The following is a 26,202-nucleotide window of genomic DNA, read 5'->3' as shown; positions in this document are numbered from 1 at the left end:
AAGTTGCAATCGGCCCGGAAAACCCGCACACTCGTACTTAAATTTCTTAACCATTACAAGACCATGACAGAGCCAATCAACATCCTCGAACAATATGGACCGCGCGAAGCAATGGAGTACGACGTCGTCATCGTCGGCGGCGGCCCCGCCGGCCTGTCGGCGGCCATTCGCCTCAAGCAGCTGGCCAGCGAAAAAGGCCAGGAGGTGTCCGTCTGCGTGCTCGAGAAAGGCGGAGAACTGGGCGCCCATATCCTGTCGGGCGCCGTCATGGATCCGATCGCCTTGAACGAATTGTTCCCGAACTGGAAGGAACTCGGCGCACCACTGAACACTGCGGTGACCGAAGACCGGGTGCTGTTCCTGACCGAGACGAAGGCCCACGCCACGCCTTCGTTCATGGTGCCGAAGATGCTGACCAACCACGGCAACTACATCATTTCGCTGGCCAACGTGGTGCGCTGGCTCGGCCAGCAGGCCGAAAGCCTGGGCGTCGAAGTGTTCCCGGGCTTCCCGGCAGCGGAAATCCTGTACAACGAGGACGGCTCGGTGAAAGGTGTAGCGACGGGGAACATGGGCGTGGACCGCGAAGGCAATCCGACCGACGCCTTCCAGCTGGGCATGGAGCTGCACGCGAAGTACACGTTCTTCGCCGAAGGGTCGCGCGGCCACCTCGGCAAGCAGCTGATGGCCAAGTACGACCTCAACAAGGGCAAGGACCCGCAGACCTACGGCATCGGCATCAAGGAGCTGTGGGAGATCGACCCGGCCCTGCACAAGCCCGGCCTGGTGATCCACACGGCCGGCTGGCCGCTCGACAAGGACACCTACGGCGGCTCCTTCCTGTACCACCTGGAAAACAACCAGGTCGCGGTCGGCTTCGTGGTGGGCCTGGCCTACCAGAATCCCTACCTGTCGCCCTACGAGGAATTCCAGCGCTACAAAACCCATCCGGAAATCCGCAAGTTCTTCGAAGGCGGCAAGCGCATCTCCTACGGCGCGCGGGCGATCACGGCGGGCGGCCTGCAATCCCTGCCGAAAACCGTGTTCCCGGGCGGCGCCCTGATCGGCTGCGACGCCGGCTTCCTGAATACCTCGCGCATCAAGGGCAGCCACAGCGCGATCAAGACCGGCATGCTGGCCGCCGAAGCGGCCTTCGAGGCCCTGGGCAGCGGCCGCCAGCACGACGAGCTGAGCGCCTACCCGGCCGCCTTCGAACAGTCCTGGCTGTACAAGGAACTGCACGTGGCGCGCAACTTCAAGCCGTGGATGAGCAAGGGCCTGTACCTCGGCACCTTCATGACCGGCGTCGACCAGATGGTCTTCCGCGGCAAGGCGCCATGGACGCTGCGCCACAAGCATGCCGACCACGAGTGCCTGCGCCCGGCCTCCGAGTTCACGCCGATCGTCTACCCCAAGCCGGACGGCAAGCTGACCTTCGATCGCCTGTCCTCGGTGTTCATCTCGAACACCAACCATGCCGAAGACCAGCCGGTGCACCTGACGCTGAAGAATCCGAGCATTCCGGTCGACGTCAACCTCGCCAAGTTCGCCGGCCCCGAGCAGCGCTACTGCCCGGCGGGGGTGTACGAGTTCGTGAAAACCGACGCCGGCCAGGACCGCCTGCAGATCAATGCGCAGAACTGCGTGCACTGCAAGACCTGCGACATCAAGGACCCGACCCAGAACATCGTGTGGGTGACGCCGGAAGGCGGCGGCGGACCGAACTATCCGAACATGTAAGCGGACGAACAGGTCGATGAAGCGGGCGCCAGTGGCGCCCGTTTTTTTTGGCCGAAGCACCACTGTTGTTTCAAGGCAACTGCATTGCCGTCAAATCTTTGTCGGAGATTTCTCATGTGCAATAATCCGACGCTTGTCCATCTCCGCAAACCTCACCGAATGTCACGCTCGCCCCTGCTTCGTCCAGCCCTGCTCTCCGCCCTCCTCTCGGTCGCCTTCTCCGCTTCGGCCCAGGCCCAGCCGGAGTCTTTCCTGATGAGCCGGCTGGCCCAGCTGCCCGAATACGGCAGCGGCGGCGACAGCGTGCGCATCTACGGCACCGTCGACCTGGGCGCCATGTACGGCCGCACCGACAAGGGCCGCGGCCGCTGGCAGCAGCAAAGCGGCGGCGCCTACAGTTCCAAGCTGGGCTTTTATGCGTCGGAAGACCTGGGCGGCGGCCTGAAGGCCGAAGCGAAGCTGGAAGCGGGCTTCAATGCCGATACCGGCACCCAGCAGGCGAGCGCCCTGTTCAACCGCGAATCCTGGGTCGGCCTGCGCTCGGCCACGCTCGGCACGCTGCGCTTCGGTAACCAGATCAACGCGATGCTGCCGCTGTTCGTCGACCCCTTCATGCTGGTGCAGACCAACTCGGTCTACACCTGGGTCGGAGGCGGCGCCATGCAGGGGCCGCGCGGGGTGGGCGCGAACACGGACCTCGGTCCGGGCGCGGCGACGATCCCGGTGCGCGTGCCGAAGTCGGTCACCTACGCCACGCCACGCGTGATGGGCCTGGGCGCGCAGGCGATCTACGCCACCAACCCCTACGGCACGACCGAACCGAAGGTCGGCACGCGCGGCGGCGTGCTGTCGTTCACCGACGGGAAGTTCTACCTGGCGGCCAGCCTGACCCAGTCCTGGACCGCGCCCGTGGCCGCGGCGCCCGGCCAGGCCGCGCAGCCGGTGCGCACCGACATGCCTGCCGTGGGCGGCATCTACGACACGGGCAAGCTGGTGCTGTCGGCGTCCTGGGTGCGCATCGCGCCGCGGCTGGCGCAGAGCGGCGAAGCGCGGCTGGCGACGCTGGGCGCGATCCTGGTCCAGGACCGCCTGAGCTGGAGCGCCTCGCTGGTGCACCGCGATACGGAAGGCGCACGCAATGCCCTCGGCAATCCGGTCGAGTCGTCGGCGCTGGGGCTGATGCTGGGCGTCGACTACAACCTGTCGCGCCGCACCTCGCTGTACGCGCGCGCCGGGTCGGTGCGCAATTTCGGCGCCTCGACCATCATCCTGAACGGGATTGCCCTACCCTTCCAGGCCGGCTCCACCTTCCCGCAGACGGGCATCGAAACCCGCACCGCCTCGGTCGGGATACTGCACCACTTCTGAACAGCGCCACGCGGACGCATCGCAAGCAGCCTGTCAGTAGGCGACCCTGCGCCCGCGCGAACCAAAACGGTGGCCGACGACCAGGGTCGTGCTCGCCACCAGGCTCGACAGGCCGATGATCAGCTGGGTCAGCTTGTCGGCAGGCAGCAGCCAGTAGTGTCCCTGGGGCGGCTCGGCGCCGGTGGCGGCGACGATCAGCGGCGCGATCCAGGACGCCTCTTCCTCCACGTCCAGCACGACCGCGTCTTCCGCCGTCTGCAGGTAGAGGTTGCCGCCTTCGGCCAGCGTGAAACAGATGCCGTAGCCGGTTTCCTGCGGCCCGATGAGTTCCTGCATCGCGAGATTGTGCTCGTCGATCCAGAGTTCGACGTCCTGCGGGGTTTCGAGGTGAATCCAGGGGCGCGGACGGAAGCGCGGCGGCGGGTCGAGTGGTGCGGTCATCGGCTGCGAAGGGAAAGCGGTAAGGGCCGTATCCTACGGCATTTCGGACCAGCCGTACATGGTGCGCCTAGGGGGCAACCAGGGTCACGATACGCGCCTCGACCCTGTCGCCCCGGATCAGGAGCTCGGCGGCCGAGATCGGCAAGCTGAAGCGGCGCCGGCCGGCACTGCCGGGGTTGACGTAGAGGACGCCCGCCCGCTCGGCCTGCGCCGGCCGGTGCGAATGGCCGGACACCACTACCCGCACCCCGGCGCGCACGGGATCGATGTCGATGTCCTTGATGTCGTGGATGGCGTAGAGCGCGACGCCGCCGAAGGCAAGCCGGGCGCTGGCGGGAATGCCGCGCGCCCAGTCCTCGCGGTCGTTATTGCCGCGCACGACCGTCAGCGGGGCCAGTTCGGCCAGGCGCTCGAGGATGCCCGGGTGGCCGATGTCGCCGCCGTGGACGATATGGTCGCAGCCGGCAAGGAAGGCCAGCGCCTCCGGCCGCAGCAAGCCGTGGGTGTCGGAGATCAGGCCGACGCGCAGCGCCGGCCCCGGCGCGTTTTCGGTGCCGCTCAATGCCGTTTTGCGCCCGCCATCTTCGCGGTCGTGTAGATCGAGTACAGCGCGGCCAGGCCGACCAGCACGTAGACCAGGCGCGCCGCCGCGCTGCCCGGACCGAAGATGGTGGCGACCATGTCGACCTGGAACAGGCCCACCAGCGCCCAGTTCAGGCCGCCGATGATCAACAGGAACATGGCGAGGTAATCCATTGCCGACATGGCCGAACCGCGGCCTTCGCGCACGGCGGTACGGCGTTCGGGTCCGGTGCGGCGATCCATGGTGGGTGCATTCATCGTTGCCATCGTGTTTCTCCTTTGGAAAGATGAGTCGGTCTTCCGGCAATGCATGCCGTTCCGGCCCTACGACAGCAAAAACCCACGCAAGTTTCGCTACCGCCCCGGCGGCGGCCGGTGCGGTTGGCGGAAGGTGCTTAGCCCTTCCAGGTACGGTTGAGCCCCGTGTCGGCGTGGATCCAGCCGCCTTTCGGACCGGAACGGTAATAATACCCGACTCCGCCCTGGCGGAAGCTCCGTATGAGTCCACCCAGCACTTCCTCGCTGAGGCTGGCGATGCGGATGTCCGCCGCCTTGCCGGACATATGCAGGGATTTGCGGGCAGCAGGGATGCCGGCTTCCTGCAGGCGCGCGTTCGACGCCGGGGTACGGTAGCCCGACAGGATCTCGAGCGGCTGGTGCAAGCCGTAGCGCGCGATGAAGGCCTGGGTGCCCCACAGCATTTCCAGCAGCTTGGGGTCGATCGGCGCGGTTTCGCGGCCGTTGACGTCGCGCAGCAGGTGGCAGAGCTGCTCATAGGCGGAGTCGATGACTTCGCCATCCTTCCAGTACAGCACGGTGGCGCGTTCGCCGCTTTGCGGGCGCGTCACCGACAGCGTGCGCGGCTTGACCCAGAAATCGAGGTCGAGCAGTTGTGCGTCGAAGAGGTCGGGTGGCGGCGTCAGGTCGGCCGGGGCAGCTTGCGCTGCCGCCTGGGCCTGGCCGATCAGGGTCGGGCCAAGCACCCCGAGGGCCGACAGGCGCATGCCTTGATGAAGAAAATCTCTACGGGAAGCCATAAAACACTCGTCTTTGGGAAGTCCCGTACTATAGCGCAAGGACATGCCCGACAGAAGACGTGCCCGGCTGCTTTTTGTTGCTTTTCGTTGGCGTTTGCGGCTTATTGGCTGCAGTTGCAGAAACGCTTGCGGGCCGAGTCAAGCGCGGCCGGGTCGGCATCGAGCATCTTCCACATCAGGTGGCATTCGAGGCCGAAGCAGGCTTTTTCCAGGCCGGCATCCGTGTAGCCGTGGCGCGCGAAGAAAGGCGCGGCGCTGGCCGGGCTGTGCAGGTGCAGCTTGCGGATTTCCCATGCGCGCGCCTGCTGCTCGACGGCGGCCAGCATGGCGCTGCCGACGCCGCTGCGCACGGCCTCGGGCTGGACATAGCAAAGCGCCAGCTTGCCGGCCTGGGTCAGCAGGGCCATGCCCAGCAACTGGCCGTCGCGCTCGGCGACGATGGCGAAATTGGTGGCCGAGGCGAACCAGGCGGCGACGTTCTCCAGCGTCTTGTTGCCGAGCCAGGCATCGAGGATGGCGGGACGGCCGCGGTAGTCCGCCTCGCATCCCTGCTCGATCGAGCGGCGCAGCAGGCTGCAGGCGGAGGCCGCGTCGAACGGTGCTGCTTTGCGAATATCGATACCCATAACCATCTAACCCAGTGACTCGTGACTATTTACTGACTACTAATGCATGATTCAATGCATGATTCATGACACACAGGCATCGGCGCCGCGGCGCCTGCGGATGTGCGGACTATACACCGAAAGCTCTGCAGCCTGCCGGAACCCATGCATACCTCGATACAGGTCTAAGCATATGACGAAAGTATTCTTCCGTTTCCGGCGCAACTTATGGAACATGGACCCTGTTTCCATTGCATCCGAAAAGTGAGAAGAATATGCCGAATCAAGCTTTCAAGCCCCTGCGCCGCTGGCTGCTCGCGCTGACCGTTGGCGCCGCCCTGCCGCTGTCGGCCAGCGCCGCCAATGTCGAGCTGCTGAACGTTTCCTACGACGTGGCGCGCGAATTGTACAAGGACATTAACCCGGCGTTCATCGAGAGCTGGAAAAAAGCAACAGGTGAGACCGTTTCGATCAAACAATCGCATGGCGGCTCGAGCAAGCAGGCGCGTGCCGTGGCCGATGGCCTGGAAGCGTCGGTCGTGACCATGAACCAGGCCAACGACATCGACATGCTGGCCGACCGCGGCCTGGTCGTGAAGGATTGGGCCAAGAAATTCCCGCACAACGCGGCGCCCTATTACTCGACCATGGTGTTCCTGGTCCGCAAGGGCAACCCGAAAGGCATCCGCAACTGGGACGACCTGGCCAAGCCGGGCGTGCAAGTGATCATCCCGAACCCGAAGACCGCGGGCAACGGCCGCTACACCTACCTGGCGGCCTGGGGTTCGGTCCTGAAAAAAGGCGGCAACGAAGCCCAGGCGCGCGACCTGGTGCGCGCCATCTTCAAGAACGTGCCTATCCTCGACGCGGGCGGACGCGCGGCAACCACGACCTTCACCCAGCGCCAGATCGGCGACGCCCTGGTGACCTTCGAAAACGAAGTGAGCATGGTGCGCGCCGAGTTCGGCAACAACTTCGAGGTCGTCTACCCGCAGACCTCGATCCTGGCCGAGTCGCCGGTGGCCGTGGTCGACAAGGTCGTCGATCGCCGCGGCGTGCGCAAGCAGGCTACGGCTTACCTGAATTTCCTGTACACCCCGCAGGGCCAGGAAATCGGCGCCAAGCACTACCTGCGCGTGCGCGACGCGGCGGTGATGAAGAAGTATGCTGCCAACTACAAGCCGATCACCCTGTTCTCGGTGGACGAACTGTTCGGCGGCTGGCGCAATGCGCAGAAGCGCCACTTCGACGATGGTGGCGAGTTCGACAAGATCTACCAGTCGAAGTAAGCGCCGGCGGGTTGCACGAGCTGCGTCCCGGCAGCTGGCCTTCTTGCCAAGCTTTTGCCGACGACAACGAGCCCCGCCAGCGTGCGGGGCTTTTTTTCGGTAAAACAACTACATTCGGATTGATTTTTCCTGTGCGCCATAGACACATAGAAATGATGGTGCTATCTTCCATCGCTGAGGTAGTTGCCGTACAGCTAGACGCGTAAACGATGCGCCGCAACGGCGCTTGGGCTCAACCCGACACCATTTCCCTAGACCATGATCAAAAAACTGTTCGCCACGGTATTGTTGTCGATCTCTTCTGCTGCCGCATTCGCGGTGCCGTTCGGATCGCAATCGGTACTCGTGGTGGAAGATGACACCGGCAAAGTTTTGCTGGAAAAGAATGCCACCGACGTGGTGCCGATCGCCTCGCTCACGAAGCTGATGACCGCAATGGTCATCCTCGACGCCAAGCAGGATATGAACGAGCTGATCGAGATCGACCGCAGCGACGTCGACACCCTCAAGCACAGCAGTTCGCGGGTGCCGGTCGGCGCCAGCATTCCGCGCGCCGACGTGCTGCAGCTAGCCCTGATGTCTTCCGACAACCGCGCCGCGGCCTCGCTGGCACGCACCTATCCGGGCGGCCACGCGGCCTTCAAGGAAGCGGTGCGCCGCAAGGCCGCCGCGCTCGGCATGCACCAGACCCACATCGAAGAGCCGACCGGCCTGTCGCCGAACAACCGCTCGACCGCCGGCGACCTGATCAAGATGGCCAACGCCGCCGCCGGCTACCCGGAAATCACCGAGCGCAGCACCGACGCCAAGAACATCATCAATATCAACGGCCGCGGCGTCGAGTACCGCAACACCAACCGCCTGGTCGGCGCCAAGGGCTGGGACATCGGCCTCTCGAAAACCGGCTACACCCGCGAAGCGGGCCGCTGCCTGATCATGAGCATCAAGGTCGCAGGCAAGAACGCGACCATGGTCCTGCTCAACGCCAGCGCCTCCTCGGCCCGCATCCTCGACGCCCTCAACGTGCGCCGCTTCATCACGGGCGAAGAGCCGGCGGTGGCCGGCGTGGCACGCTCGGCGAAGCTCCAGGCCAGCAGCGGCTCCCCGCGCATCAAGGCCAGCGCCGGCCGCGCGAAGGCCAAGGCCCAGCCGCGCAGCAAGGCCAAGGTCGTGCCGAAGAAGAAAAAAGTGACGGTGAAGCGTACCCGCCGTAACTGATGCGAGGCCGCCCGGCGGCCGCCAGCGAATGAAAAAGGGATTGCCGCTTGCGGCAATCCCTTTTTTTTCGTCGATCGGCAGGTTGCCGGCGCTGCCCGAAGCGCTAGCGCCGCCCGCGGTAAGGCTCGCAGCCGACGCCATCGTTGTCGCGGTCCAGGTGCGGGCCGTATCCCGGATCGCCCAGGCGCACCGGCGCGGCACCGGCGGCACGGGCTTCGGCGCAGTTGGCGAATGCCGCGCCACGTGGCCTGGCGCGGGGCGCGTTCGCATCGGCCAGCTGCGCCTGTTGCCGATCGCGGACAGGGGCGTAGGCCGTGCGTGCAAGCGGCGGGCTGGCCGCAGCGCGATGGCAATGGTAGTCGCCCGTCTTGCGGTTCATATGGCAGCCTTCCGCGTTCAGTCCGCCTCCGTGGGCCAAGGCGCCGCCAGCCGGCGCGAACACGGCCAGCACCGCGATCCAGAGGACGGGTTTACGCAAGGGCTTCGGCAGCAGGGGCAGATCGGGCATCGCTTCCTCTGGTGCGGATCGGTGGAGGGCAAAGCGGCCGGCGCGTGCATAGGGCGCCGGCGCAGCGCGCGCGGCCAACCGGAAGCCGGTTGCCGCATACCAACGAAGTATTGCACCAAAAAAAGAAACCGAAAAGAAATTTCTTTCCCGAACAGGGCTGAAGCCGGGCGGCTGGGAGGACGGGCTGAGCGGCTACAAGGCTTTCACGAAGCGCTTGCGCACCTCGGCGAAGCCATGCCGAAGATAAAAGGCATGCGACCGCGTGCGGTATTCGCTGCTCGACAATTCCATACGGATGCAGCCCCGTCCGCGTGCCAGGCGCTCGGCTGCGTCGAGCAGGGCGGCGCCGACGCCGCTGCCGCGCGCGGCCTCGTCGGTGACCAGGGCCGAGACCAGCGCCCACAGGCCGGCGACGTGCAGCGGGGCGACCAAGTTGACCACGATGAGTCCGACCACGCCCGCTTCGGCTTCGGCCTCCGCCACCAGCACCTGGGCCCGGTCGGCGCCGGGTCCGGCCAGGCGGCTGCGCACCGCGTCGGCCGTGGATGGGTAGCCGAGCTGTCCGAACAGCGCCGCCAGGGCGGGCGCGTCGCCGGGCCGGGCGGCGCGGATCAGGGCGGGCATCAGCGCGTCCCGTCGCGCTCGATCAGGTGGCGCAGGCCGCTGGTGCGGTGGGTACGCCGTCCAATCGCCTCGGCCAGCACCGGGCCGGCCGGCGAGACCAGGGTGAACCGGGCGCTGGCGCGCGTGATGCCGGTGTAGACCAGTTCGCGCGTAAGGATGGCATTCCGGTCTTCCGGCAGCACCAGCACGGTGTGGCGGAACTCCGAACCCTGCGACTTGTGCACCGTCATCGCAAACGCCGTCTCGACGTTGCGCAGGCGGGTGGCCAGTACGCTGCGGACATTGTCGCCTTCCATGAAGTAGACGCGCAGCGAACCCGGGCGCGCCGGATCCATTATCGTCAGGCCAATGTCGCCGTTGAAGACGCGGGTGCCGTAGTCGTTGCGCGTGACCATCACCGGGCGCCCGGCATACCACTCGCCGCCGCGCCGCAACAGCCCGGCCGACTCCAGGCTGCCCTCGATGGCCGTGTTCAGGCCGCCCACGCCCCACTCCCCTTCGCGCACGGCGCACAGGATGCGGAAGGCCTCGAACTGCTGCAGCACCTGGCGCACCCAGTCTTCATGGGCAGCCTCGCCGGGCCCCGCCCGCAGCAGTTCCAGGTAGGGCTGGTAGCCGTTCAGGCCCAGCTCGACCACCTCGTGCTGGCGCGCGTTCTCGATCCAGCGCACGGCCTGCTCTGCGCTGCGCAGGACCGCTTCGGCGCGTGCCGCGTCGCCGTCATTGACGGCCAGCGCCAGCTGGCCGATCGGGCCGCCGAAGCGGCGGCTGTGGCGCAGCATGACGGTCTGCTGGGCCAGCGCGCCGCCGTTGCCGAGGAATTCAGGCGGCAGGTCTTCGCCGCTGGCGCTCCGCACGTAGTCGGCCGTCTCGCAACTGTAGCCGCCGGCCTGGGCGTTGTGGCACAGGTCGCCCAGCACCGCGCCCGCCTCCACCGAGGCCAGCTGGTCCTTGTCGCCGAGCAGTACCAGGGTGGCGCCCGCGGGCAACGCGTCGAGCAGGCTGGCCATCATTTCGAGGTGGACCATCGACGCTTCGTCGACGATCAGGACGTCGACGTCGAGCGGATTGCCGGCATGGTGGGCAAAGGCGCGGCTATCGGGCCGCGCGCCCAGCAGGCTGTGCAGGGTGCGCGCCGGGCCCATGCGCTCGAGCAGCTCCTCCAGCGGCAGCTTGTCGCCGACGCGCCCGGCGAGTTCGGTGAGCGCCTTGTCGATCGACTGCTTCAGGCGCGCGGCGGCCTTGCCGGTCGGCGCGGCCAGCGCAATGCGCTGCTGCGCCGCGTCCGGCGCGGTCGCGAACAGCAGCGCCAGCAGGCGCGCCACCGTATAGGTCTTGCCGGTGCCGGGACCGCCCGTGATGATGGCGACCGAGCCGCGCAGGGCGACCGCGCAGGCCAGCTTCTGCCAGTCCGGTTTTTCGCTGGCGCGCTGGGAGGCGAACAACAGCTCGAGCCATGCGCGCACCGCTTCCGGGTCGACAGGACGCGCCTGGGCGGCGCGCGCGCGGATGCTGGCGGCGACCAGGGTTTCGTCGCGCCAGTAGCGGCGCAGGTAGAGGCGCTCGCCGTCGAACACGAGCGGCTCGCCGTAGTCGAATTCGCCGACCTTCCAGACTTCCTCGCAGGCGTTGAACTGCGCGGCCCAGGCTTTCGCGTTTTTCGGCAGCGCCGCGTCCCGGCTGGCGCTGGCGGCCAGCGCCTGCCACTGTTCCTGGCTCCAGCCGAGCAGCAGGGCCGGGTCGTCGGCCAGGTCGGCCACCTGCAGGCAGCTGTGGCCGTTGCCTTCCAGTTCGGACAGCAAGGTGGCGGCCAGCAGCACGGGCGGCGCCACCGGCCCGAGCGAGGCGACGAAGCGCGCAAAGGCGCCCGACAGGCGGCGCAGTTCGCCGGCTTCGGTCAGGCGGTCGATTTCTTCCCACAGGGCGCCCGGCGATGCATGGGCCGGCCGGATGGCTCGATTGTGCTTCATTGGTCGCCCCATGCGTCACCCGGCGTCAGCAGTCGGTCGAGGCCGTCGAGCAGCTCGATGTCCGGCTCGAGCAGGCAGCAGCCGTGCGTCGAGGTGTTGGCGATCCCGCGCAGGAACAGGAAGATCGCGCCGCCCAGTTGCTGCGCCGGATCGTAGTCCTCGCCCAGCCGGCTCCTGAGCAGGCGGTGCAGGGCCAGCATGTAGATCGCGCCCTGGATGTCGTAGCGGTGCCCGGCCATGCCCTCTTCCATCGCCCGTTTGGTGTAGGCGGCGTCGTTCGGGCCGAGGGCATTCGATTTATAGTCGAGCACCCAGTAGCGGCCCTCGTGCTCGAACACGAGGTCGGCAAACCCCTTGAGCATGCCGTGCAGGACGCGTTCGGGCAGGGTGGGGCGCGCGGCCTTGCCCAGCAGGCGGCGCCGGCACAGGCGGTCGAGCGCGCCCAGGGCCAGGCCCTCGCTCGGGAACCAGAACTCCATCTCCGGCACGGTGTCCGTGATCCGGGACAGGCTCGTGCCCAGCGGCGGCAGCGGCGTGCCGACCACCGCGCGCAGCCAGGCGATGGTGTCCTCGGCGCGGTGGCCCCAGCCGGCGCGTTCGCAGCGCAGCGCCAGGCGCTCGTCGAAGTTCGCGTCGTCGACGATGTGGAAGCCTTCCTGGCCGATCCACTCGAGCTGCTCGTGCAGGAAGTTGCCGGGCACCGAACCGCGCGGGAAGCGGTGCCACGGCGTGTCCTCGGGCCGCCGCGCGGCGGCCTGGCCCGCTTCGTCCTCGAGCAGGGTCTCCTCGGCGGCGCGCATCGGGGTGGCGGCGGGCGTGGCCGTCGTATGGCGGGTGATCGAGGTGAACGACCCGACCGACCAGTTGCGCTCGAAATCGGCGTCGAACGCGGGCGGCTCGACCAGCGCCGGCCGCGTTTCGACCCGGTTGAGCATGGTGCAGCCGTCCAGCGGGTCCAGCGAGTGCAGGGCGATGTGGCCGCAGCCGCCGCGCAGCCGGCCGAGATGCTCGTCCAGGGCCGCGGCCGGCACCGGTGCGCCGCCCGCCAGCAGGTAGCCGAGCGCCGATTCGTGCAGGCGGTTTTCTCCCTTCTTGGCGGCCGCGACCGCGGCCACGCCCAGCCACAGGAAGTGGCGCGCGCGGGTCAGCGCCACGTACAGCAGGCGCAGGTCTTCCTCGATGCGGGCGCGGTCGACCGCCTGCAGCGCCTCGTCCGACAAGGCCAGGTCGATGCGGCGCCCGCCGTCTTCGTGCACGTACTCGAAGAAGGCGCGGTTGCGCTTGTCGGTCTTGCGGGCGGTGACGGCAAACGGCAGGTAGACCAGCGGGTACTCCAGGCCTTTCGATTTATGGACCGTGATGACCTTGACCAGCTCGGCGTCCGATTCGAGGCGCAGCACGCGCTCGTCGCCGCCCTCGCCCAGGCCTTCCACCTGCTCGGCGAACCAGCGGATCAGCGCGCCCTCGCCGTCGAGCTGGCCGCTCGCCTCCTGCAGCAGTTCGGCCAGGTGCAGCAGATTGGTCAGGCGCCGCTCGCCGCCCGTTTCGGCCAGCAGGCGCGCCGGCAGGCCGAGTTCGTGGATGAAGCGGCGCAGCATGGCCAGCACGCCCTGGCGCTGCCAGCACACGTGCAGGGATTTCAACTGCTCGACCCGCTCTTCCCACACGGTTTCGTCGCCCGACAGCCTGGCCAGCTCGCCCAGCGGCAGGCCGGCGGTGCGCGTGGCCAGCGCCGCCCGCGCCAGCGCGCCGTCGAGCGGATTGGCGACCGCGTGCAGCCAGCGCAGCACATCACGCGCCTCCTCGCTCTCGACCACCGAATCCTTGTCGGACAGGTAGACGCTGGCGACGCGGCGCCGCGCCAGCGCCTGGCGCACGGCAGCCGCCTCGCCGCGCGAGCGCACCAGGATCGCGATATCGGCCGGCATCAGGCGCTTGAAGCTGCCCTCTTCCCTGAACCCGACGCGCGGATCGTTCAGCAGCGTGACGATGTGTTCTGCGCAGTGCTGGGCGAAGAACTCGCGGTAGTCGCCGGCCTTCATGTCCTCGCGCTGGGTCGTGCACAGGGCCAGCGCCTGGTAGGGGCCGTCGACGCCGACCAGTTCGGCCTTGTGGCCCTTGGCCGCCACCGGCTCGAAGGGCAGCGGATTGACCTCGCCGCGCCGGAAACGGAAGGCGCCCTGGGCGTGGCCCGGATGGGTGCCGTCGCCTTCGGCGTAGCGGAACAGCTGGTTGACCGCTTCCACCAGCGCGGCGGTCGAACGGTAATTGGTGCCGAGCTGGTAATGGCGGCCCTCGGTCGCGCGGCGCGCGGCCAGGTAGCTGTGGATGTCGGCGCCGCGGAAACCATAGATCGACTGCTTCGGGTCGCCGATCAGGAACAGGCCCTGCTCCGGATCGTTGGCGGCGACGCGGTACAGCAGGTCGAAGATGCGGTACTGGTCGGGCGAGGTGTCCTGGAATTCGTCGATCAGCGCCACCGGGTACTGGGTCACGATACGGCGCCGCAGCGCCTCGCCGTTCGGGCCTTCGAGCGCCTCCTTCAGGCGCGCCAGCATGTCGGCAAAGCCGAACTGGCGGCGCTGCTCCTTGAGTTCGGCCGTGCGGCGCGCGATGTGGCCGGCTGCATGGCGCACCAGCGCGTGCGCGAGCGGATCGATCGCGTCGAGCGCGGCGCGCAGGTCGGCGGTGCAGTCGAAGCAGGCCGGGACGGCGGCCGAAAAATTCTTGCTGAAGGCTTCAAGCAGCCCGTAGGTAGAGAGGCGCTTCCAGGCCGTCTCGTTGAGGTCGGGATGCACTTGCGACGGGTCGAGCGCCCAGGCACGCAGCGCCTCGAACCATTTCGGCACCGAGGCGGCGCGCATCATGTTCCCGTTGAAGCATTTCGGGTTGAGCTGCTGCTGGGCGGCGATCCAGGCTTCCATCTCGTTGGCGCGCTCGTGCCAGCCTTCCTTCAGGCGCGCCAGCTCGGCCTGCTGCGCCTTTTGCACGCGCGCCACCAGGACCGACAGCGGTTCCGGGTCCGGCATGCCGAGGGTGGCGGTGCGCTGCACCAGGTCGCGCACCGAGGCCTTCATCTTGCGCACGTCACCCCAGGTGCCGAGCACCGCGGCCAGGGCTGCGCTGTCGAGCGGATAGACGTGCTGGCGCCAGTAGTCGTGCGCCGCGTCCTCGAACAGCGCGCGCTCGTCGCTGACCAGCTCCTCGTCGAACAGGCTGCCCGAATCGAAAGCGTGCTCGCGCAGCATGCGCTGGCACCAGGCGTCGATGGTGAAGATGGCCGCCTCGTCCATCGTCTCGGCGGCCAGCACCAGCCGGTGCGCCGCCACCTGGCGCTCGCTCTCGAGCGTATAGCCGGCGGCGAGCTGGTCGAGGTAGGGATCGGTTTCGTCGAGTTCGCCGCGGAACCAGGCGGCGGCGTTCACCAGGCGCTCGCGCACCCGGTTCGACAGTTCGCGGGTGGCGGCGCGGGTAAACGTCATCACCAGGATGTCCGACGGCAGCAGGGGCCGCGCAAAGGCGGCCTCTAAGCCGTGGCCCAGCACCAGGCGCAGGTAGAGCGCGGCGATGGTCCAGGTCTTGCCGGTGCCGGCGCTGGCCTCGATCAGGCGCGAGCCGTGCAGCGGGAAGGTCAAGGGATCGAGCAACTGGCTCATGCCGCTACTCCTGCATCGCCTGCAGCGCCTGCATGCGGGGTCAGCGTGACGTAAGCCGCGAGCCAGTCGGCCAGGCCGCCGTACAGCGCGTAGGCCAGGTCAGGCCAATCGCCGCCGGCAGTGAGCGCCGCGAAATCCGGCCACAGGCGCGCCAGGCAGGGTTCGGTCTCCACCTCGCCCGACACTTCGAAGCCGCCGTCGTAAACGGCGCGCGGATCGCCCTCGGCCAGCAGCGCCAGCGCCGTCTTGCAGGCGACGGCCAGCGGCGCGTCGAGGTTGCGGCGCCAGAGCGCGACCAGGTGTGCCAGCGCGGCCTGCGCCGCGGCCGGCTCGAGCGGCGCCATCGTGACCACGGCGTCGCGCGCGACCAGGTAGCCGGTGATGCCGGGAGCCGCGCCGGCATCGGCGGCACCGGCGGCGCTGGCCGCCAGCTGGCGCAGCCAGGGGCCGATCAGCTTGTCGCCGCGCGGCTTGCCCGACTTGTCCATCACCTTCGAGGAAATCTGCATCAGCCAGGCGGTCTGCTGCCCATCCGTGCGCAGGCGGTCGATCCAGTCCTCCAGCACCACTCGTCCGCACTCAGTGCCGGCGCCGGCGTCGAAGTCGAGGCGCACCGCGAGCTTGGGCGCGGCCTGCGGAAAGCGCTGGCCCAGTTTCAGCCAGGCGCTGCGCACCGGCACCAGGCCGTCGACCAGCTGCGCCTGCCACTGGCGCCCGACCAGGCCGATCGGCAGCACCCCTTCGCGCGCCAGGCGTTCGGCGCGGGTGCCGAGGACGGCGCGCACCTCGTCCAGTTCCTCGGCGCTGCCGGCGTCGTCGAGCAGGCTGTCTTCGAGTAAGTAGCGGTCCAGCGCGTCGAGCGCGAACGGTTCCTCGTCCTCGCCGATCACCTCGGCTTCGCCGAACACCACGCCCAGGCGGCGCCGGAAGAAGAAGCGCGCCGGCTGCTTCACGAAGCTGGCCAGCTCCGACAGCTTCAGGCGGAACTCCGGTTCCAGCTCATAGGGAGGCAGCGCGCCGGCGATTGGCGCGCCCTCGTGCGTTGCCCCTGCGCCGTGCGCGACGCGCCATTCGCGCGCATAGGTGCGCAGGCCGCCTTCCTCGAAATAGCGGCGGCTGAAGGGCTGCAGCGCGTGTTCGGTGGTGATGCTCGACAGGTCGAGCTCCCAGCCCGCGCGCAGGTAGTCGCGCAGTTGCGACACCAGCACCGAGGGCGGCTGCTCGCTGTTGTCGCGCACGTTGCGCCCGACCCAGCTGATGTACAGCCTGTCGCGCGCGGCCAGCAAGGCCTCGAGCATCAGGTAGCGGTCGTCGTCGCGCCGCGAGCGGTCGCCGGGACGGCTCATGCCGGGCAGCGCCAGCAGGTCGAAGTCGGCCTGGGGCGCGCGGCGCGGGAAGTCGCCGTCGTTCATGCCGAGCAGGCAGACGGCGCGGAACGGCACGGCGCGCATCGGCATCAGGGTGCAGAAGGTGATCCCGCCGGAGACGAACTGGTGGTTCAGGGTCGGCTGGTCGACCTGGCCGAGCCAGGCTTCGCGCAGCACGCTCAGGGGCACCGGCTCGTCGAAGCCGCCCGCCTCCGTCATCTCGAGCCAGCATTGCAGCGCCTCGTTCAATTGCGCCAGCGTCAGGCGGTCGCCCTCCTCGCGGCCGTCGAAGAAGGCGGCCAGCAGCGCGCGCGCCTGCCTGCCCCACTCCTCGGGCGTGCGCGGCTCGGCCAGGCGCGCGCGCCACTCGAGCAGGCATTCGACCAGCTGCGCCAGCGAGCCGGCCAGCGCGGCGTCCAGGCCGCCCACTTCGGCATACGGCTCGATCTCGCCGAAGCGCGCGCCGGCGCCGCTGGCATAGCCGAGCAGCATGCGGCGCACGCCGAAGATCCAGGCGTTCTGTTCCCCGGCCGCGCCCAGGCCCAGGCCGGTGCGGTGCTCGCGGTCCAGGCCCCAGCGCACGCCGGCGCCGTCGATCCACTGGCCGAGCGTGTGCAGGTCTTCCTCGTTCAGGCCGAAGCGGGCGGCCACGGCCGGCACGTCGAGCAGGTCGCGCACTTCGCTCTGGCGGCAGCGCTGCTGCGGCAGGCGCAGCAGCCACTCGAGGGCGACCAGCAGCGGATTGACGCTGCGGTCGCGCGTGTCGCCGATCTCGAAGGGGATGTAGCGCGGGTCGCTCCTGCGGTGCTGGTCGAACACGGAATGGATCGCGGCCGAGAAGCTGTCGATGTCGGGCACCATCACGACCACGTCGCGCGGACGCAGGCTCGGGTCCGCGGCGAACCACGAGAGCAGCTGGTCGTGCAGGGCCTCCACTTCGCGCTGGGCGCTGTGGGTGATGTGGAATTCGATCGAGCGGTCATCCAGCGCGGGCGGCACATGCGGATGCTCGGACAGCGGCAGCAGGTCGCGCACCGCGGCCTGCACCTGCTGCAGCAGCGTCTCGCCCTCGCCGCTCGAAAACAGGTCGATGCGCAGCTTGGCGCTCCCGGCCGTCTCGGGGCGTCCCTCTTCGTTGTCGAACTCGTCGAGCATGCGCACGAAATCGCGCCCTTGCCGGCCCCAGCTGGCCAGCAGCGGGTGGCTGTGCGCGTGCAGTTCCTCGATCGGCATGCTGGCCAGGTCGACGCCGCCGCGCGCCGGCTGGCGCTTGCGCGCGGCGCGCAGCAGTTCGCGCCCTTCGATGATGTCGCCCCAGTAGAACTGGCAGGGATTCGGCACCGCCAGCAGGACCTGGGTGTGGTGCGAGAGCGCGGCGATCGCCTGCAGGGTCTGGTAAGGCAGCGCCGACATCCCGAACAGCACCACCCGGCGCGGCAGGCGCGCAGCCGGCGCCTCCCCGGCCAGGATCCTGGCGACGAACACTTCGTGGATCGCGGCGCGCCCGGTGCCGCGCTGCATCGGCGGCACGCTTTCGTGCACCGCGCGCCACAGGCGCGCCTGCCACAGCTGGTCGGGTGCGAGCGGCACCGGGTCGCCGTTTGGGCGGCGCAGCTGGTCGCGTCCGATTTCCCAGTCGGTGAGCCAGTCGGCGCGGTAGACCTGGTAGCCGTCGAACAGGTCGGCCAGGCGCTCGGCCAGCTGCAGGCGGCGCTCGGGGCAGCCGTCGCCGAGAAAATGGGTCAGCGGCGCGAACACCGGTTCGCGCAGCAGCGTCGGCAACAGGCGCATCAGGCGCCACGCGAGCGGGTCCTTGTCGAAAGGCGAACGGCTCGGGACCCGTTCGCGCCCCAGCATCGTGCGGTAGGCTTCCCACAGGAAGCGGCCCGGCAGCGCCACCCGCGTCGCCGCGCACACGCCCAGCTCTTGGGCCAGCGCGATCTTGAGCCACTCGGCAAAGCCGTTCGACTGCACCAGGATGGTCTCCTGCTCGAGCGGCCCGAGCGGATGGCGGCGCAGCCAGTCGAACACGGCTTCGCGCAGCATTTCCATCTGGTTGCCATGCAAAATCAGCAGGCCGGGCGTGATCGGGGTAGACATCTGGGAAATATGGTCGGGCAGCTTGGGGGGTGCCACAGGATACTCTTTTTGCGGACGCGGCGAAAGGCGGAGCGTAGACGGGCCGGCCGTTTACTGCCCGTCCGTGGCGCGTGCGCCAAGTTCCGCGGGGACCTGCCGCTCGAGGCGCGCAAAGATGCTGCGCAGCCGCGCGCCCAGTGCCCGCGCCGGGGCAATTGCTCCGAGTTTCTCCTGGCGCTCGAGCGCGTGGCAGGCGTCGGCAAAACCGATCGCCCCGACCGCGCGCGCCGACGACTTGATGCGGTGGGCACAGGCCCCGGCGCGCGCCAGGTCGCCGGCGGCCAGCGCGCTGTCGATCTCGGCCAGCCCTTCGCGCGCGCTGTCGAGGAACATGAAGGCGAACTTGCGCATCTTCGCGCGCTCGTCGCCGAAGGTGGCGGCCAGCACCTGGAGGTCGAGCAAGGGCGCTGCCGCGCCGGGTGCCGCCGGCGCGGCGGGCGCCGCCGCGGCGGGCAAGGCGCCGGCCCGCGCGCGCGCGATGCTGCGCACGATCGCCGCCGCCAGGTGCTCGGGCGCCACCGGTTTCGACAGGAAGTCATCCATGCCCGCGGCCATGCAGCGTTCGCGGTCGACAAGGCCGGCGTTGGCGGTCATGGCGATCACGACCGTGCCCTGCAAGCCGGGGTCGGCGCGGATGCGGCGGGTCGCCTCGAAGCCGTCCATCACCGGCATCTGCACGTCCATCAGCACGCAGTCGAAAGGCTGCTCCTGCAGGCGCTGCAGCGCTTCGGCGCCATCCGCGGCGACCTCCACCGTGGCGCCCGCCGCTGCGAGCAGCTCGCGCCCGACTTGCTGGCTGAACAGGTTGTCCTCCACCAGCAGGATCGCGCGGCCGTCAAGGCGGGCGGCGGCCGGCGCCACGCCACGCGCCGGGCGCGCCGCCGCTTTCCCGCCCTGCCCGAGGCGCGCCGTGAACCAGAAGGTGCTGCCGCGCCCCGGCTGGCTGTCGACGCCGACTTCGCCTCCCATCAGCTCGGCGAGCTGCTTGCTGATCACCAGGCCCAGTCCGGTGCCGCCGTAGCGCCGCGTGGTCGACGGGTCGGCCTGGTGGAAGGGCGTGAACAGCTGCGCCACCTCGGCCGGGTCGATCCCGATGCCGTGGTCCTGCACATCGAAGCGCACCAGGGTTTCGTGGCCCGAGGCGCGCAGCGCGCGGGCGCGGATCGTGATGCTGCCGTGCTCGGAAAACTTGATCGCGTTCCCGAGGAAGTTGAGCAGCACCTGTTCCAGCCGCAGCGGGTCCCCGCGCAGGGGACGGGCCAGCTCGGGCGCGATGTCGAATTCGAGGCGCAGGCCCCGGGCGGCGGCGGCGTCGCCGAGCTGGGTTTCGAGGTTGCCCATCAGGGCGTCGAGGCGAAAGTCGAGCAGTTCCAGTTCCATGTGGCCCGCCTCGATTTTCGAAAAGTCGAGGATGTGGTTGATGATGCCCAGCAGGTGCTGGCCCGAGTGGTGGATTTTTTCCAGGTAGTCGCGCTGGCGCCGGTCGGGCCCCGCCTTGAGCGCCAGGTGGGTCATGCCGATGATGCTGTTCATCGGTGTGCGGATCTCGTGGCTCATGTTCGACAGGAAGTCGCTCTTGGCCTGGTTGGCGGCGTCGGCCCTGGCCTTGAGCTGGTGCAGTTCGGTGACGTCGGTGGCCACGCACAGCACCGCGCCGACATCGCCGTCGAGGCGCACCGGCACCTTGACTTCCCACATCTGGCGCGGCACGGCGCCGGGCAGCACGACCTCGACCTGGCTGGCGCGGCGGGTGCCGTCGAACACGGCGCGCTCGCGCTCCCAGGCGCCGTTGGCGAGGTCGGCCGGCATCACCTCGCGGTCGACCCGCCCGACGACCTGCTCGGCACCGCGCCCCAGCGCCTGCGCCATCTTGGCGTTGACGTAGAGGAAGCGCCGGTCGCGGTCCTTCATGAAGACATAGGCATCGAGGTTGTCGAGCACCGTGTCGAGCAGCGTGCGTTCTTCGATGGCGCCGCGGCGCGACCAGTACAGGGTCAGGAACAGGCTGTAGACGAGCAGCGTGGCGACGAAGCCGGCGGCGAATGCCAGCAGCGGGAAGCGGCGGTCGAGCGGGAGCAGGACCTCGTTCTTGGGCGCGCTGAAATGCGCCTTCCAGAGCGCGCCGCCGAAATCGACCGGCAGCACTGCGGTGAAGCTGTCGTCCGCGTCCTCGTCATCCTGCGCCCGGGTACGCACGGCGCCGTCGCCGTACAGCAGGCGGTCGCCGGGGGCCGGAGCCAGGGTCGGCAGGCCGGCGCCGGCGCCGGCTCGGGTATCGGCTGCGAACAGCGACAGCGCGACCTTCGCCTCGCCCACGCCCGCCAGCGCGCCGTCGACCAGCGCCGGCACCGAGAACGCGATTCCGACGCCGCCGACATAGGCGGCGCGGCGCTCGGCCAGGGTTGCGGGGACGGCGCCGCCGCGATAGACGGGGGCGCGCATCGCCAGCGCCAGGTGCGGCTTGGGCAGCGGGGCCAGCACCGGCTGGCCGGATGCGCTCATGCCGCCGGTGTCGCGCGCGCGCGCCATCGACGCGGCGACCGCCGGGTTGGCCGTGATGTCCAGGCCCAGTTTTCCCGGCAGCGCTTCGGGCGGCTCGATATAGGTCAGCACGTTGTAGCGGGGGCGGCGCCCCGGGGGGCCGATCGCGAAATCCGGATAGCCGCGTGGATCCACGCTGCGGTCGGCGCGCACCTGCGCCTCGAAGGCCTCGCGCCCGCCATCCTCGACCTCGTGGGTGTAGGAGACGGCGTCGATCGCCGGATAGTGGGTGCGCAGGTCGAGCGCGTCCACGTAGCGGTGGAAGGTCAGGCGCGTCACCGGGCGCTCGCTGGCCGCGAACAGCGCCGCCAGCGCGCGCGTGACCTCGGTGTACGAATTGATGGCGTTGGCCAGCTTTTCCTGGGTGGCGCGGGCGCGGTTATCGAAACGCCGCCGCGCTTCCTCTTCGACCGCGCGGCTGGTGGCCATCTGCAGGGCCATGCCCACGAACAGGGCCAGCAACAGGCCGGCGCTCCACAGCACCGGGCGCGTGGTGCGCCGCGCGCCGCCGGCCGCGCCGATGCTGCGGGTGATCGAAAGGCCCATGGTGTCGGTCGTTATGTAGAGTATGCAAGATTGTTGATAATATACGTCATCGAAACGCCACGGTGGCGCTCGGCAGTAGCGAAGAACGGATCGGAACGGATGCGCAAGATGGCGGCAAAGGTAGTCCTTGGATTGGCGGCGCTGGGCGGCGCGCAGGCGCAGGCGCAGACGGCGGCGCCGCCGCAAGACCCCCACCTGTGGCTCGAGGACGTGGGCGGCGAACGGCCCCTGGCCTGGGTCCGGGAGAAGAACGCGCTCGCCGAACGCGAGCTGGGCGGCGCCGCGCACGAGGCCTTGCGCAAGCGCTTGCAGGCCATCCTCGACGCCAAGGAGCGCATTCCCTATGTCAGCCGCCATGGCGACTGGCTGTACAACTTCTGGCGCGACGCACACCACGAACGCGGCATCTGGCGCCGCACCACGCTGGACGAGTACCGCAAGCAAGCGCCGCGCTGGGAAACCGTGCTCGACCTCGACGCGCTGGCGCGCGAGGAGCACGAAAACTGGGTCTGGGCCGGCGCCTCCTGCCTCGAGCCGCGCGGCACGCGCTGCCTGGTATCGCTCTCGCGCGGCGGCGGCGACGCCGACGTGGTGCGCGAGTTCGACCTCGAACAGCGCGCCTTCGTCGCCGGCGGCTTCGCGCTGCCCGAGTCCAAGGGCAGCGCCGGCTGGATCGACCGCGACACCCTGTTCGTCGCCACCGATTTCGGACCCGGCACGATGACCGCGTCCGGCTACCCGCGCCTGGTCAAGGAATGGAAGCGCGGCACGCCCCTGTCGCAGGCGCGCCTCGTGTTCGAGGCCGCTGCCGACGACCTGTCGGCCTCCGCGCACAAGGACATGACGCCGGGCTTCGAGCGCGAATTCGTCACGCGCCAGATCGGCTTTTATAGCAGCGAGCTGTTCCTGCGCGAGACGGGCCAACCCGGCGGCCGCCTGGTGAAGGTGGACAAGCCGGACGACGCCAACGCCTACGCGGTGCGCGACCAGTTGCTGATCGAATTGCGGTCGAACTGGACGGTGGACGGGCGCACCTGGCCGCAGGGCGCGCTGCTGGCCATCGGCTTCGACCGTTTCATGCAGGGCGGGCGCGACTTCGAGCTGCTGTTCGCGCCGAGCGCCACCAGTTCGCTCGACGGCGTGACGGTGGTGCGCGGCGCGATCCTGCTGACCCTGCTCGACAACGTGAAGAACCGGATCGTCGAACTGCGCTTTGATAACGGCAGCTGGCGCCGGCGCGACGTGGCGGCGCCGTCGATCGGCACGCTCGGGGTAGCGGCGCTGGACGAGATCGAGTCCGACCAATACTTCCTGACCGTGACCGACTTCCTGACCCCGACCACGCTGTATCTCGGCACGGCGGGCGTCGACGCGCGCGAGCGCCTGAAGGCGATGCCGGCCTGGTTCGACGCGGCGCCGTACACGGTGTCGCAGCACCACGCGAAATCGAAGGACGGCACGCTGGTCCCCTATTTCGTGGTCATGGACCGGCGCGCCAGGCACGACGGCCGCAACCCGACCGTCCTGTACGGCTACGGCGGCTTCGAGGTGTCGCTCAAGCCTTCCTACAGCGGCATGATCGGCGCCGCCTGGCTCGAACAGGGCGGCGTCTACGTGCTGGCCAACATCCGCGGCGGCGGCGAGTTCGGCCCGCGCTGGCACCAGGCCGCGCTCAAGGAAAACCGGCAAAAGGCCTTCGACGACTTCCTGGCGGTGGCCAAGGACCTGATCCGGCGCAAGATCACCAGTCCGCGCCACCTCGGCATCATGGGCGGCAGCAACGGCGGCCTGCTGGTCGGCGCCGCCCTCACCCAGCGCCCCGACCTGTTCAACGCCGTGGTCAGCCAGGTGCCGCTGCTCGACATGCGGCGCTACCACAAGCTGCTGGCCGGCGCCTCCTGGATGGGAGAATACGGCGACCCGGACATTCCCGAGGAATGGGCGTACATCGGCAAGTACTCGCCCTACCAGAACGTGTTCAAGGACAAGCACTACCCGCGCGTGCTGTTGACCACCTCGACCCGCGACGACCGCGTCCATCCGGGCCACGCGCGCAAGATGGCGGCGCTGATGGAGGAACAGGGCCACGAGGTGCTGTACTGGGAAAACATCGAAGGCGGCCACGCCGGCGCGGCCAACAACACGCAACAGGCGCGCATGTGGGCGCTGACGTATTCCTTCCTGCGCAAGCAGCTGCAATGAAGCGCGCCTCCGCTGACTCCTCTTCTATATAGACAGGCGAAAGGCCAGGCATGACGCCAGAACGCAACAACTTGACCGTCCGTCCGTTCGCCGGCAGCGAGTGGCCGCTGTATCGCAGCCTGCGCCTGCGCTCGCTGGCCGACGCGCCGGCGGCCTTCGGCAGCACGCTGGCGGCGGAACAGGACGGCAAGGACGAGGACTGGGCCTGGCGCCTGGGACTGGCGGCCCGTTCCGGGCGCGACCTGCCGCTGCTGGCCGAAGTCGGCGGTGTCGCCGCAGGGCTGGCCTGGGCCAAGTTCGACGCCAGGGAGCCCCGGCTCGTCAACCTGTTCCAGATGTGGGTCGCGCCCGAATTCCGCGGCCGCGGCGTGGCGGCGGCGCTGCTGGCCGCGGCGCTCGGGTGGGCCCGCGCGCGCCAGGGACGCGCGATGCAGCTGGGCGTGATGGAGGGGAACGAGGCGGCGCGCCGCCTCTACGAGCGCTCGGGCTTTGTCGCGGTCGGCAGGGCCGAGCCGACCAGGCCCGGGGATCCGCGGCTGGAACAGATGATGCGGCTGGCGCTCTAGCCGGGCGCAGGACGGCGCCGGCCGCCTCACCCCGGCAGCGTCAGCTCGCCAGCCTCGTCTCGAACAGGCCCAGCGCCGCGCAGGTCGGCTCGATGTCCACATACAGCGCCACTGCGGTCTCGACCCCGATCACCAGCGGCGGCCCGAGACGCTCGGTGACGACCCCGGCGCGGCGCAGCAGCCGCTCGATGGCGGTGGTGGTCACCGTCACGTAGCGCTCGATGCCGTGTTCGTGCCCGTAACGGATGATCGCGGCGATCGACTCCATCGTGATTTGGGAAAACCCGAAATGGTCGCTGCCGCCGGTCTCGATGGCAAAACGCGACAATTCCCAGATATGTTCGTCGCACGGGGCCGGCTGGCCGTGCAACAGTTGCGAGAACGAATCCTTCAGCATGTACGGGCCTTCGGTCGGCAGCAGGCGCCAGCAGCCGCGCAGGATGCCCTGCCCCGGCTCGCGCATCATCATGTAATGCGGTTCGAGCGCGTCGTAGCCATCGATTTCCATTCCCGATAACACCGGCACTTCCCAGCCCAGGCGGCCTTGGAACACTTTTGCGCGAAGGGTATGCATTTCCCACAGGTCGCGGGATTGGAACTCGCGCCGTGCTGCGATATTGATTTGCAGTGCCATGTCGTTCTCCCTGTATGTTGACGAAAAAAAACTATGCGACAGGCATGAAGCCTCATGCAATTCGGGCAGCAGCGGTACTAGCAAGTTTGCTAGGTGGCTAGGAAGTGACACAGTGGAATACTAAGTTTTTCACCCGTTCAACCAGGAGATCGGCCATGCCTAACGACTACATCAGCGAATCCATGCTTGCCCGCCCGGGCGCCCACACCGCCATGCCGATGCCCGTGCGGGCGCCGCACGTCGACCTGCGGCAGTTCCGCATCAGCAAGCGCGAAAGTCAGGAGAAGTTCTGGGGCCGTTTCGGCGTCACCCAATCGAGCGGCAGCCGCTTCGAGACGGGGCTGGCGATCCCGGCGCCGGTGGCGATCCTGTTGAAGCTCTACGTCAACGGCAAGCTCAACGATGGCGATCTTCAGGGATAAGCAGGCCCAGCGCGATTGCCTTGACCACAGCCTGCTGACGTGTGTTGACGTTGAACTTCTGACGCACGTTAGCCAGGTGGAAATTCACGGTCGCTTCTGAACAGCGGGTGATCATCGAGATCTCCCACGAGGACTTGCCGGCCATGACCCACTGGAGCACTTCCAGCTCGCGCCGGGTCAGGCGCGGCACCGGGTCGGCCCCGGCTTGCTCGAGGAAGCGCACCGACGATGCGAACGCATAGTCCCGCACCAGCGTGAGCATTGGCATGACGTGTGCCACATCCCGGCGGAATTCCGACCCTGCCGAGCCGTCCGAGGCAAAACTCAGGACGCCGAACTCCGCGTTGGGCCCGTGGATCGGCAGGGTCACGCCGGTCCGGATGCCGTGCGCGCACGCTTCCTCGTATAGCGCATGCCCCTGGGGCGTACCGAACAGCTCAGGCTCCCAGATCACCGGCACGGTACTCGTCAGGCAGTGGCTCACCGTCGGGTCGACATAGGCCAGGCGCTCGGCGTCGTAACGTTCGCGCCATTCAGGGGAGTAATTGCTCTGTAAGAAGGCACGTTCGAACTGTTCGTGACGCGTATGCACCACACCAAGCAGCACCTGCTCGAAACCCAGCGTACGCGCAATTGCCAGAAGCGCCTGTTGCCAGGCCTCCGTGTTCTTTGCTTCCAAAAGCTGCACCAGCTGTGCAGTTTCAATCATGGCGCTCGCCCGCGGGTGTGAAAAATGAGTTGGCTATG

At 68.5% G+C, this 26,202-nt stretch carries 20 protein-coding genes; 7 read left to right on the top strand and 13 right to left on the bottom strand.

The window, feature by feature from the left end:
• The first annotated feature begins 63 nt into the window (after positions 1–63).
• Together ACFPAH_RS02980 and ACFPAH_RS02975 are read left to right on the top strand one after the other, a co-directional pair.
• Positions 64–1,740, top strand: a complete 1,677-nt coding sequence (locus ACFPAH_RS02980) for an electron transfer flavoprotein-ubiquinone oxidoreductase (RefSeq protein WP_379740398.1) — start codon at positions 64–66, stop codon at positions 1,738–1,740.
• Between the two features lie 159 nt (positions 1,741–1,899).
• The gene (locus ACFPAH_RS02975) at positions 1,900–3,108 is read left to right on the top strand and encodes a porin (RefSeq protein WP_379740395.1); all 1,209 of its coding nucleotides are present in this window, start codon (positions 1,900–1,902) and stop codon (positions 3,106–3,108) included.
• A 33-nt stretch (positions 3,109–3,141) separates the two neighbouring features.
• Here ACFPAH_RS02975 and ACFPAH_RS02970 read toward each other — a convergent pair whose 3' ends face one another.
• The 5 genes from ACFPAH_RS02970 to ACFPAH_RS02950 form a co-directional block, all read right to left on the bottom strand.
• On the bottom strand, positions 3,142–3,549 hold the full coding sequence (locus ACFPAH_RS02970; protein ID WP_379740392.1) for a hypothetical protein: 408 nt from the start codon (positions 3,547–3,549) through the stop codon (positions 3,142–3,144).
• A gap of 67 nt (positions 3,550–3,616) precedes the next feature.
• Positions 3,617–4,111, bottom strand: a complete 495-nt coding sequence (locus tag ACFPAH_RS02965) for a metallophosphoesterase family protein (protein ID WP_379740389.1) — start codon at positions 4,109–4,111, stop codon at positions 3,617–3,619.
• Complete coding sequence (locus ACFPAH_RS02960) at positions 4,108–4,398, bottom strand: DUF378 domain-containing protein (RefSeq protein ID WP_379740386.1); 291 nt, start codon at positions 4,396–4,398, stop codon at positions 4,108–4,110. The genes ACFPAH_RS02965 and ACFPAH_RS02960 overlap by 4 nt, the downstream gene beginning before the upstream one ends.
• 128 nt (positions 4,399–4,526) lie before the next feature.
• Entirely contained in the window at positions 4,527–5,168 is a 642-nt protein-coding gene (locus ACFPAH_RS02955; RefSeq protein ID WP_379740383.1) for a YcbK family protein, read from the bottom strand.
• 101 nt (positions 5,169–5,269) lie between these two features.
• Positions 5,270–5,794, bottom strand: coding sequence for a GNAT family N-acetyltransferase (locus ACFPAH_RS02950; RefSeq protein WP_379740380.1), 525 nt, complete (start codon positions 5,792–5,794; stop codon positions 5,270–5,272).
• Positions 5,795–6,048: 254 nt separating this feature from the next.
• Here ACFPAH_RS02950 and ACFPAH_RS02945 point away from each other — a divergent pair, with 254 nt between their 5' ends.
• Positions 6,049–7,062 carry a sulfate ABC transporter substrate-binding protein gene (locus tag ACFPAH_RS02945; RefSeq protein WP_379740377.1) on the top strand — a complete coding sequence of 338 codons (1,014 nt, stop codon included), beginning with the start codon at positions 6,049–6,051 and terminating at the stop codon, positions 7,060–7,062.
• A gap of 258 nt (positions 7,063–7,320) precedes the next feature.
• Entirely contained in the window at positions 7,321–8,280 is a 960-nt protein-coding gene (locus tag ACFPAH_RS02940; protein ID WP_379740374.1) for a serine hydrolase, read from the top strand.
• A gap of 103 nt (positions 8,281–8,383) precedes the next feature.
• On the opposite strand, the gene ACFPAH_RS02935 is transcribed toward ACFPAH_RS02940, so the two are convergent.
• From ACFPAH_RS02935 to ACFPAH_RS02910, 6 genes are all read right to left on the bottom strand, one after another.
• Positions 8,384–8,788 (bottom strand): excalibur calcium-binding domain-containing protein, encoded by a 405-nt coding sequence (locus ACFPAH_RS02935; protein WP_379740371.1) that lies wholly within the window; start codon positions 8,786–8,788, stop codon positions 8,384–8,386.
• A 192-nt stretch (positions 8,789–8,980) separates the two neighbouring features.
• On the bottom strand, positions 8,981–9,412 hold the full coding sequence (locus ACFPAH_RS02930) for a GNAT family N-acetyltransferase (RefSeq protein ID WP_379740368.1): 432 nt from the start codon (positions 9,410–9,412) through the stop codon (positions 8,981–8,983).
• Positions 9,412–11,382 (bottom strand): exodeoxyribonuclease V subunit alpha, encoded by a 1,971-nt coding sequence (recD, locus tag ACFPAH_RS02925; protein ID WP_379740365.1) that lies wholly within the window; start codon positions 11,380–11,382, stop codon positions 9,412–9,414. The genes ACFPAH_RS02930 and recD overlap by 1 nt, the downstream gene beginning before the upstream one ends.
• Positions 11,379–15,038 carry an exodeoxyribonuclease V subunit beta gene (gene recB / locus ACFPAH_RS02920; RefSeq protein WP_379740362.1) on the bottom strand — a complete coding sequence of 1,220 codons (3,660 nt, stop codon included), beginning with the start codon at positions 15,036–15,038 and terminating at the stop codon, positions 11,379–11,381. Before recB ends, recD begins: the two co-directional genes overlap by 4 nt.
• Entirely contained in the window at positions 15,035–18,505 is a 3,471-nt protein-coding gene (gene recC / locus ACFPAH_RS02915; protein WP_379740826.1) for an exodeoxyribonuclease V subunit gamma, read from the bottom strand. Before recC ends, recB begins: the two co-directional genes overlap by 4 nt.
• A 90-nt stretch (positions 18,506–18,595) precedes the next feature.
• The gene (locus ACFPAH_RS02910; RefSeq protein WP_379740359.1) at positions 18,596–21,631 is read right to left on the bottom strand and encodes a CHASE domain-containing protein; all 3,036 of its coding nucleotides are present in this window, start codon (positions 21,629–21,631) and stop codon (positions 18,596–18,598) included.
• A gap of 108 nt (positions 21,632–21,739) precedes the next feature.
• Here ACFPAH_RS02910 and ACFPAH_RS02905 point away from each other — a divergent pair, with 108 nt between their 5' ends.
• Both ACFPAH_RS02905 and ACFPAH_RS02900 read left to right on the top strand, forming a co-directional pair.
• The gene (locus tag ACFPAH_RS02905; RefSeq protein WP_379740356.1) at positions 21,740–23,833 is read left to right on the top strand and encodes a prolyl oligopeptidase family serine peptidase; all 2,094 of its coding nucleotides are present in this window, start codon (positions 21,740–21,742) and stop codon (positions 23,831–23,833) included.
• A gap of 50 nt (positions 23,834–23,883) precedes the next feature.
• Positions 23,884–24,399, top strand: a complete 516-nt coding sequence (locus tag ACFPAH_RS02900; protein ID WP_379740353.1) for a GNAT family N-acetyltransferase — start codon at positions 23,884–23,886, stop codon at positions 24,397–24,399.
• Between the two features lie 40 nt (positions 24,400–24,439).
• Here the strand turns inward: ACFPAH_RS02900 and ACFPAH_RS02895 are convergent, their stop codons facing one another.
• Positions 24,440–25,033, bottom strand: a complete 594-nt coding sequence (locus ACFPAH_RS02895; RefSeq protein WP_379740350.1) for an acyl-homoserine-lactone synthase — start codon at positions 25,031–25,033, stop codon at positions 24,440–24,442.
• 212 nt (positions 25,034–25,245) lie between these two features.
• Here ACFPAH_RS02895 and ACFPAH_RS02890 point away from each other — a divergent pair, with 212 nt between their 5' ends.
• Positions 25,246–25,455, top strand: a complete 210-nt coding sequence (locus ACFPAH_RS02890) for a hypothetical protein (protein ID WP_379740823.1) — start codon at positions 25,246–25,248, stop codon at positions 25,453–25,455.
• Here ACFPAH_RS02890 and ACFPAH_RS02885 read toward each other — a convergent pair.
• Complete coding sequence (locus ACFPAH_RS02885; RefSeq protein ID WP_379740347.1) at positions 25,430–26,164, bottom strand: helix-turn-helix transcriptional regulator; 735 nt, start codon at positions 26,162–26,164, stop codon at positions 25,430–25,432. The genes ACFPAH_RS02890 and ACFPAH_RS02885 overlap by 26 nt on opposite strands.
• Positions 26,165–26,202 lie beyond the last annotated feature (38 nt).

The organism is Massilia sp. GCM10023247 (genome assembly GCF_042653325.1).
Classification (GTDB): domain Bacteria; phylum Pseudomonadota; class Gammaproteobacteria; order Burkholderiales; family Burkholderiaceae_D; genus Telluria.
This window is presented reverse-complemented; position numbering and strand designations above follow the sequence as displayed.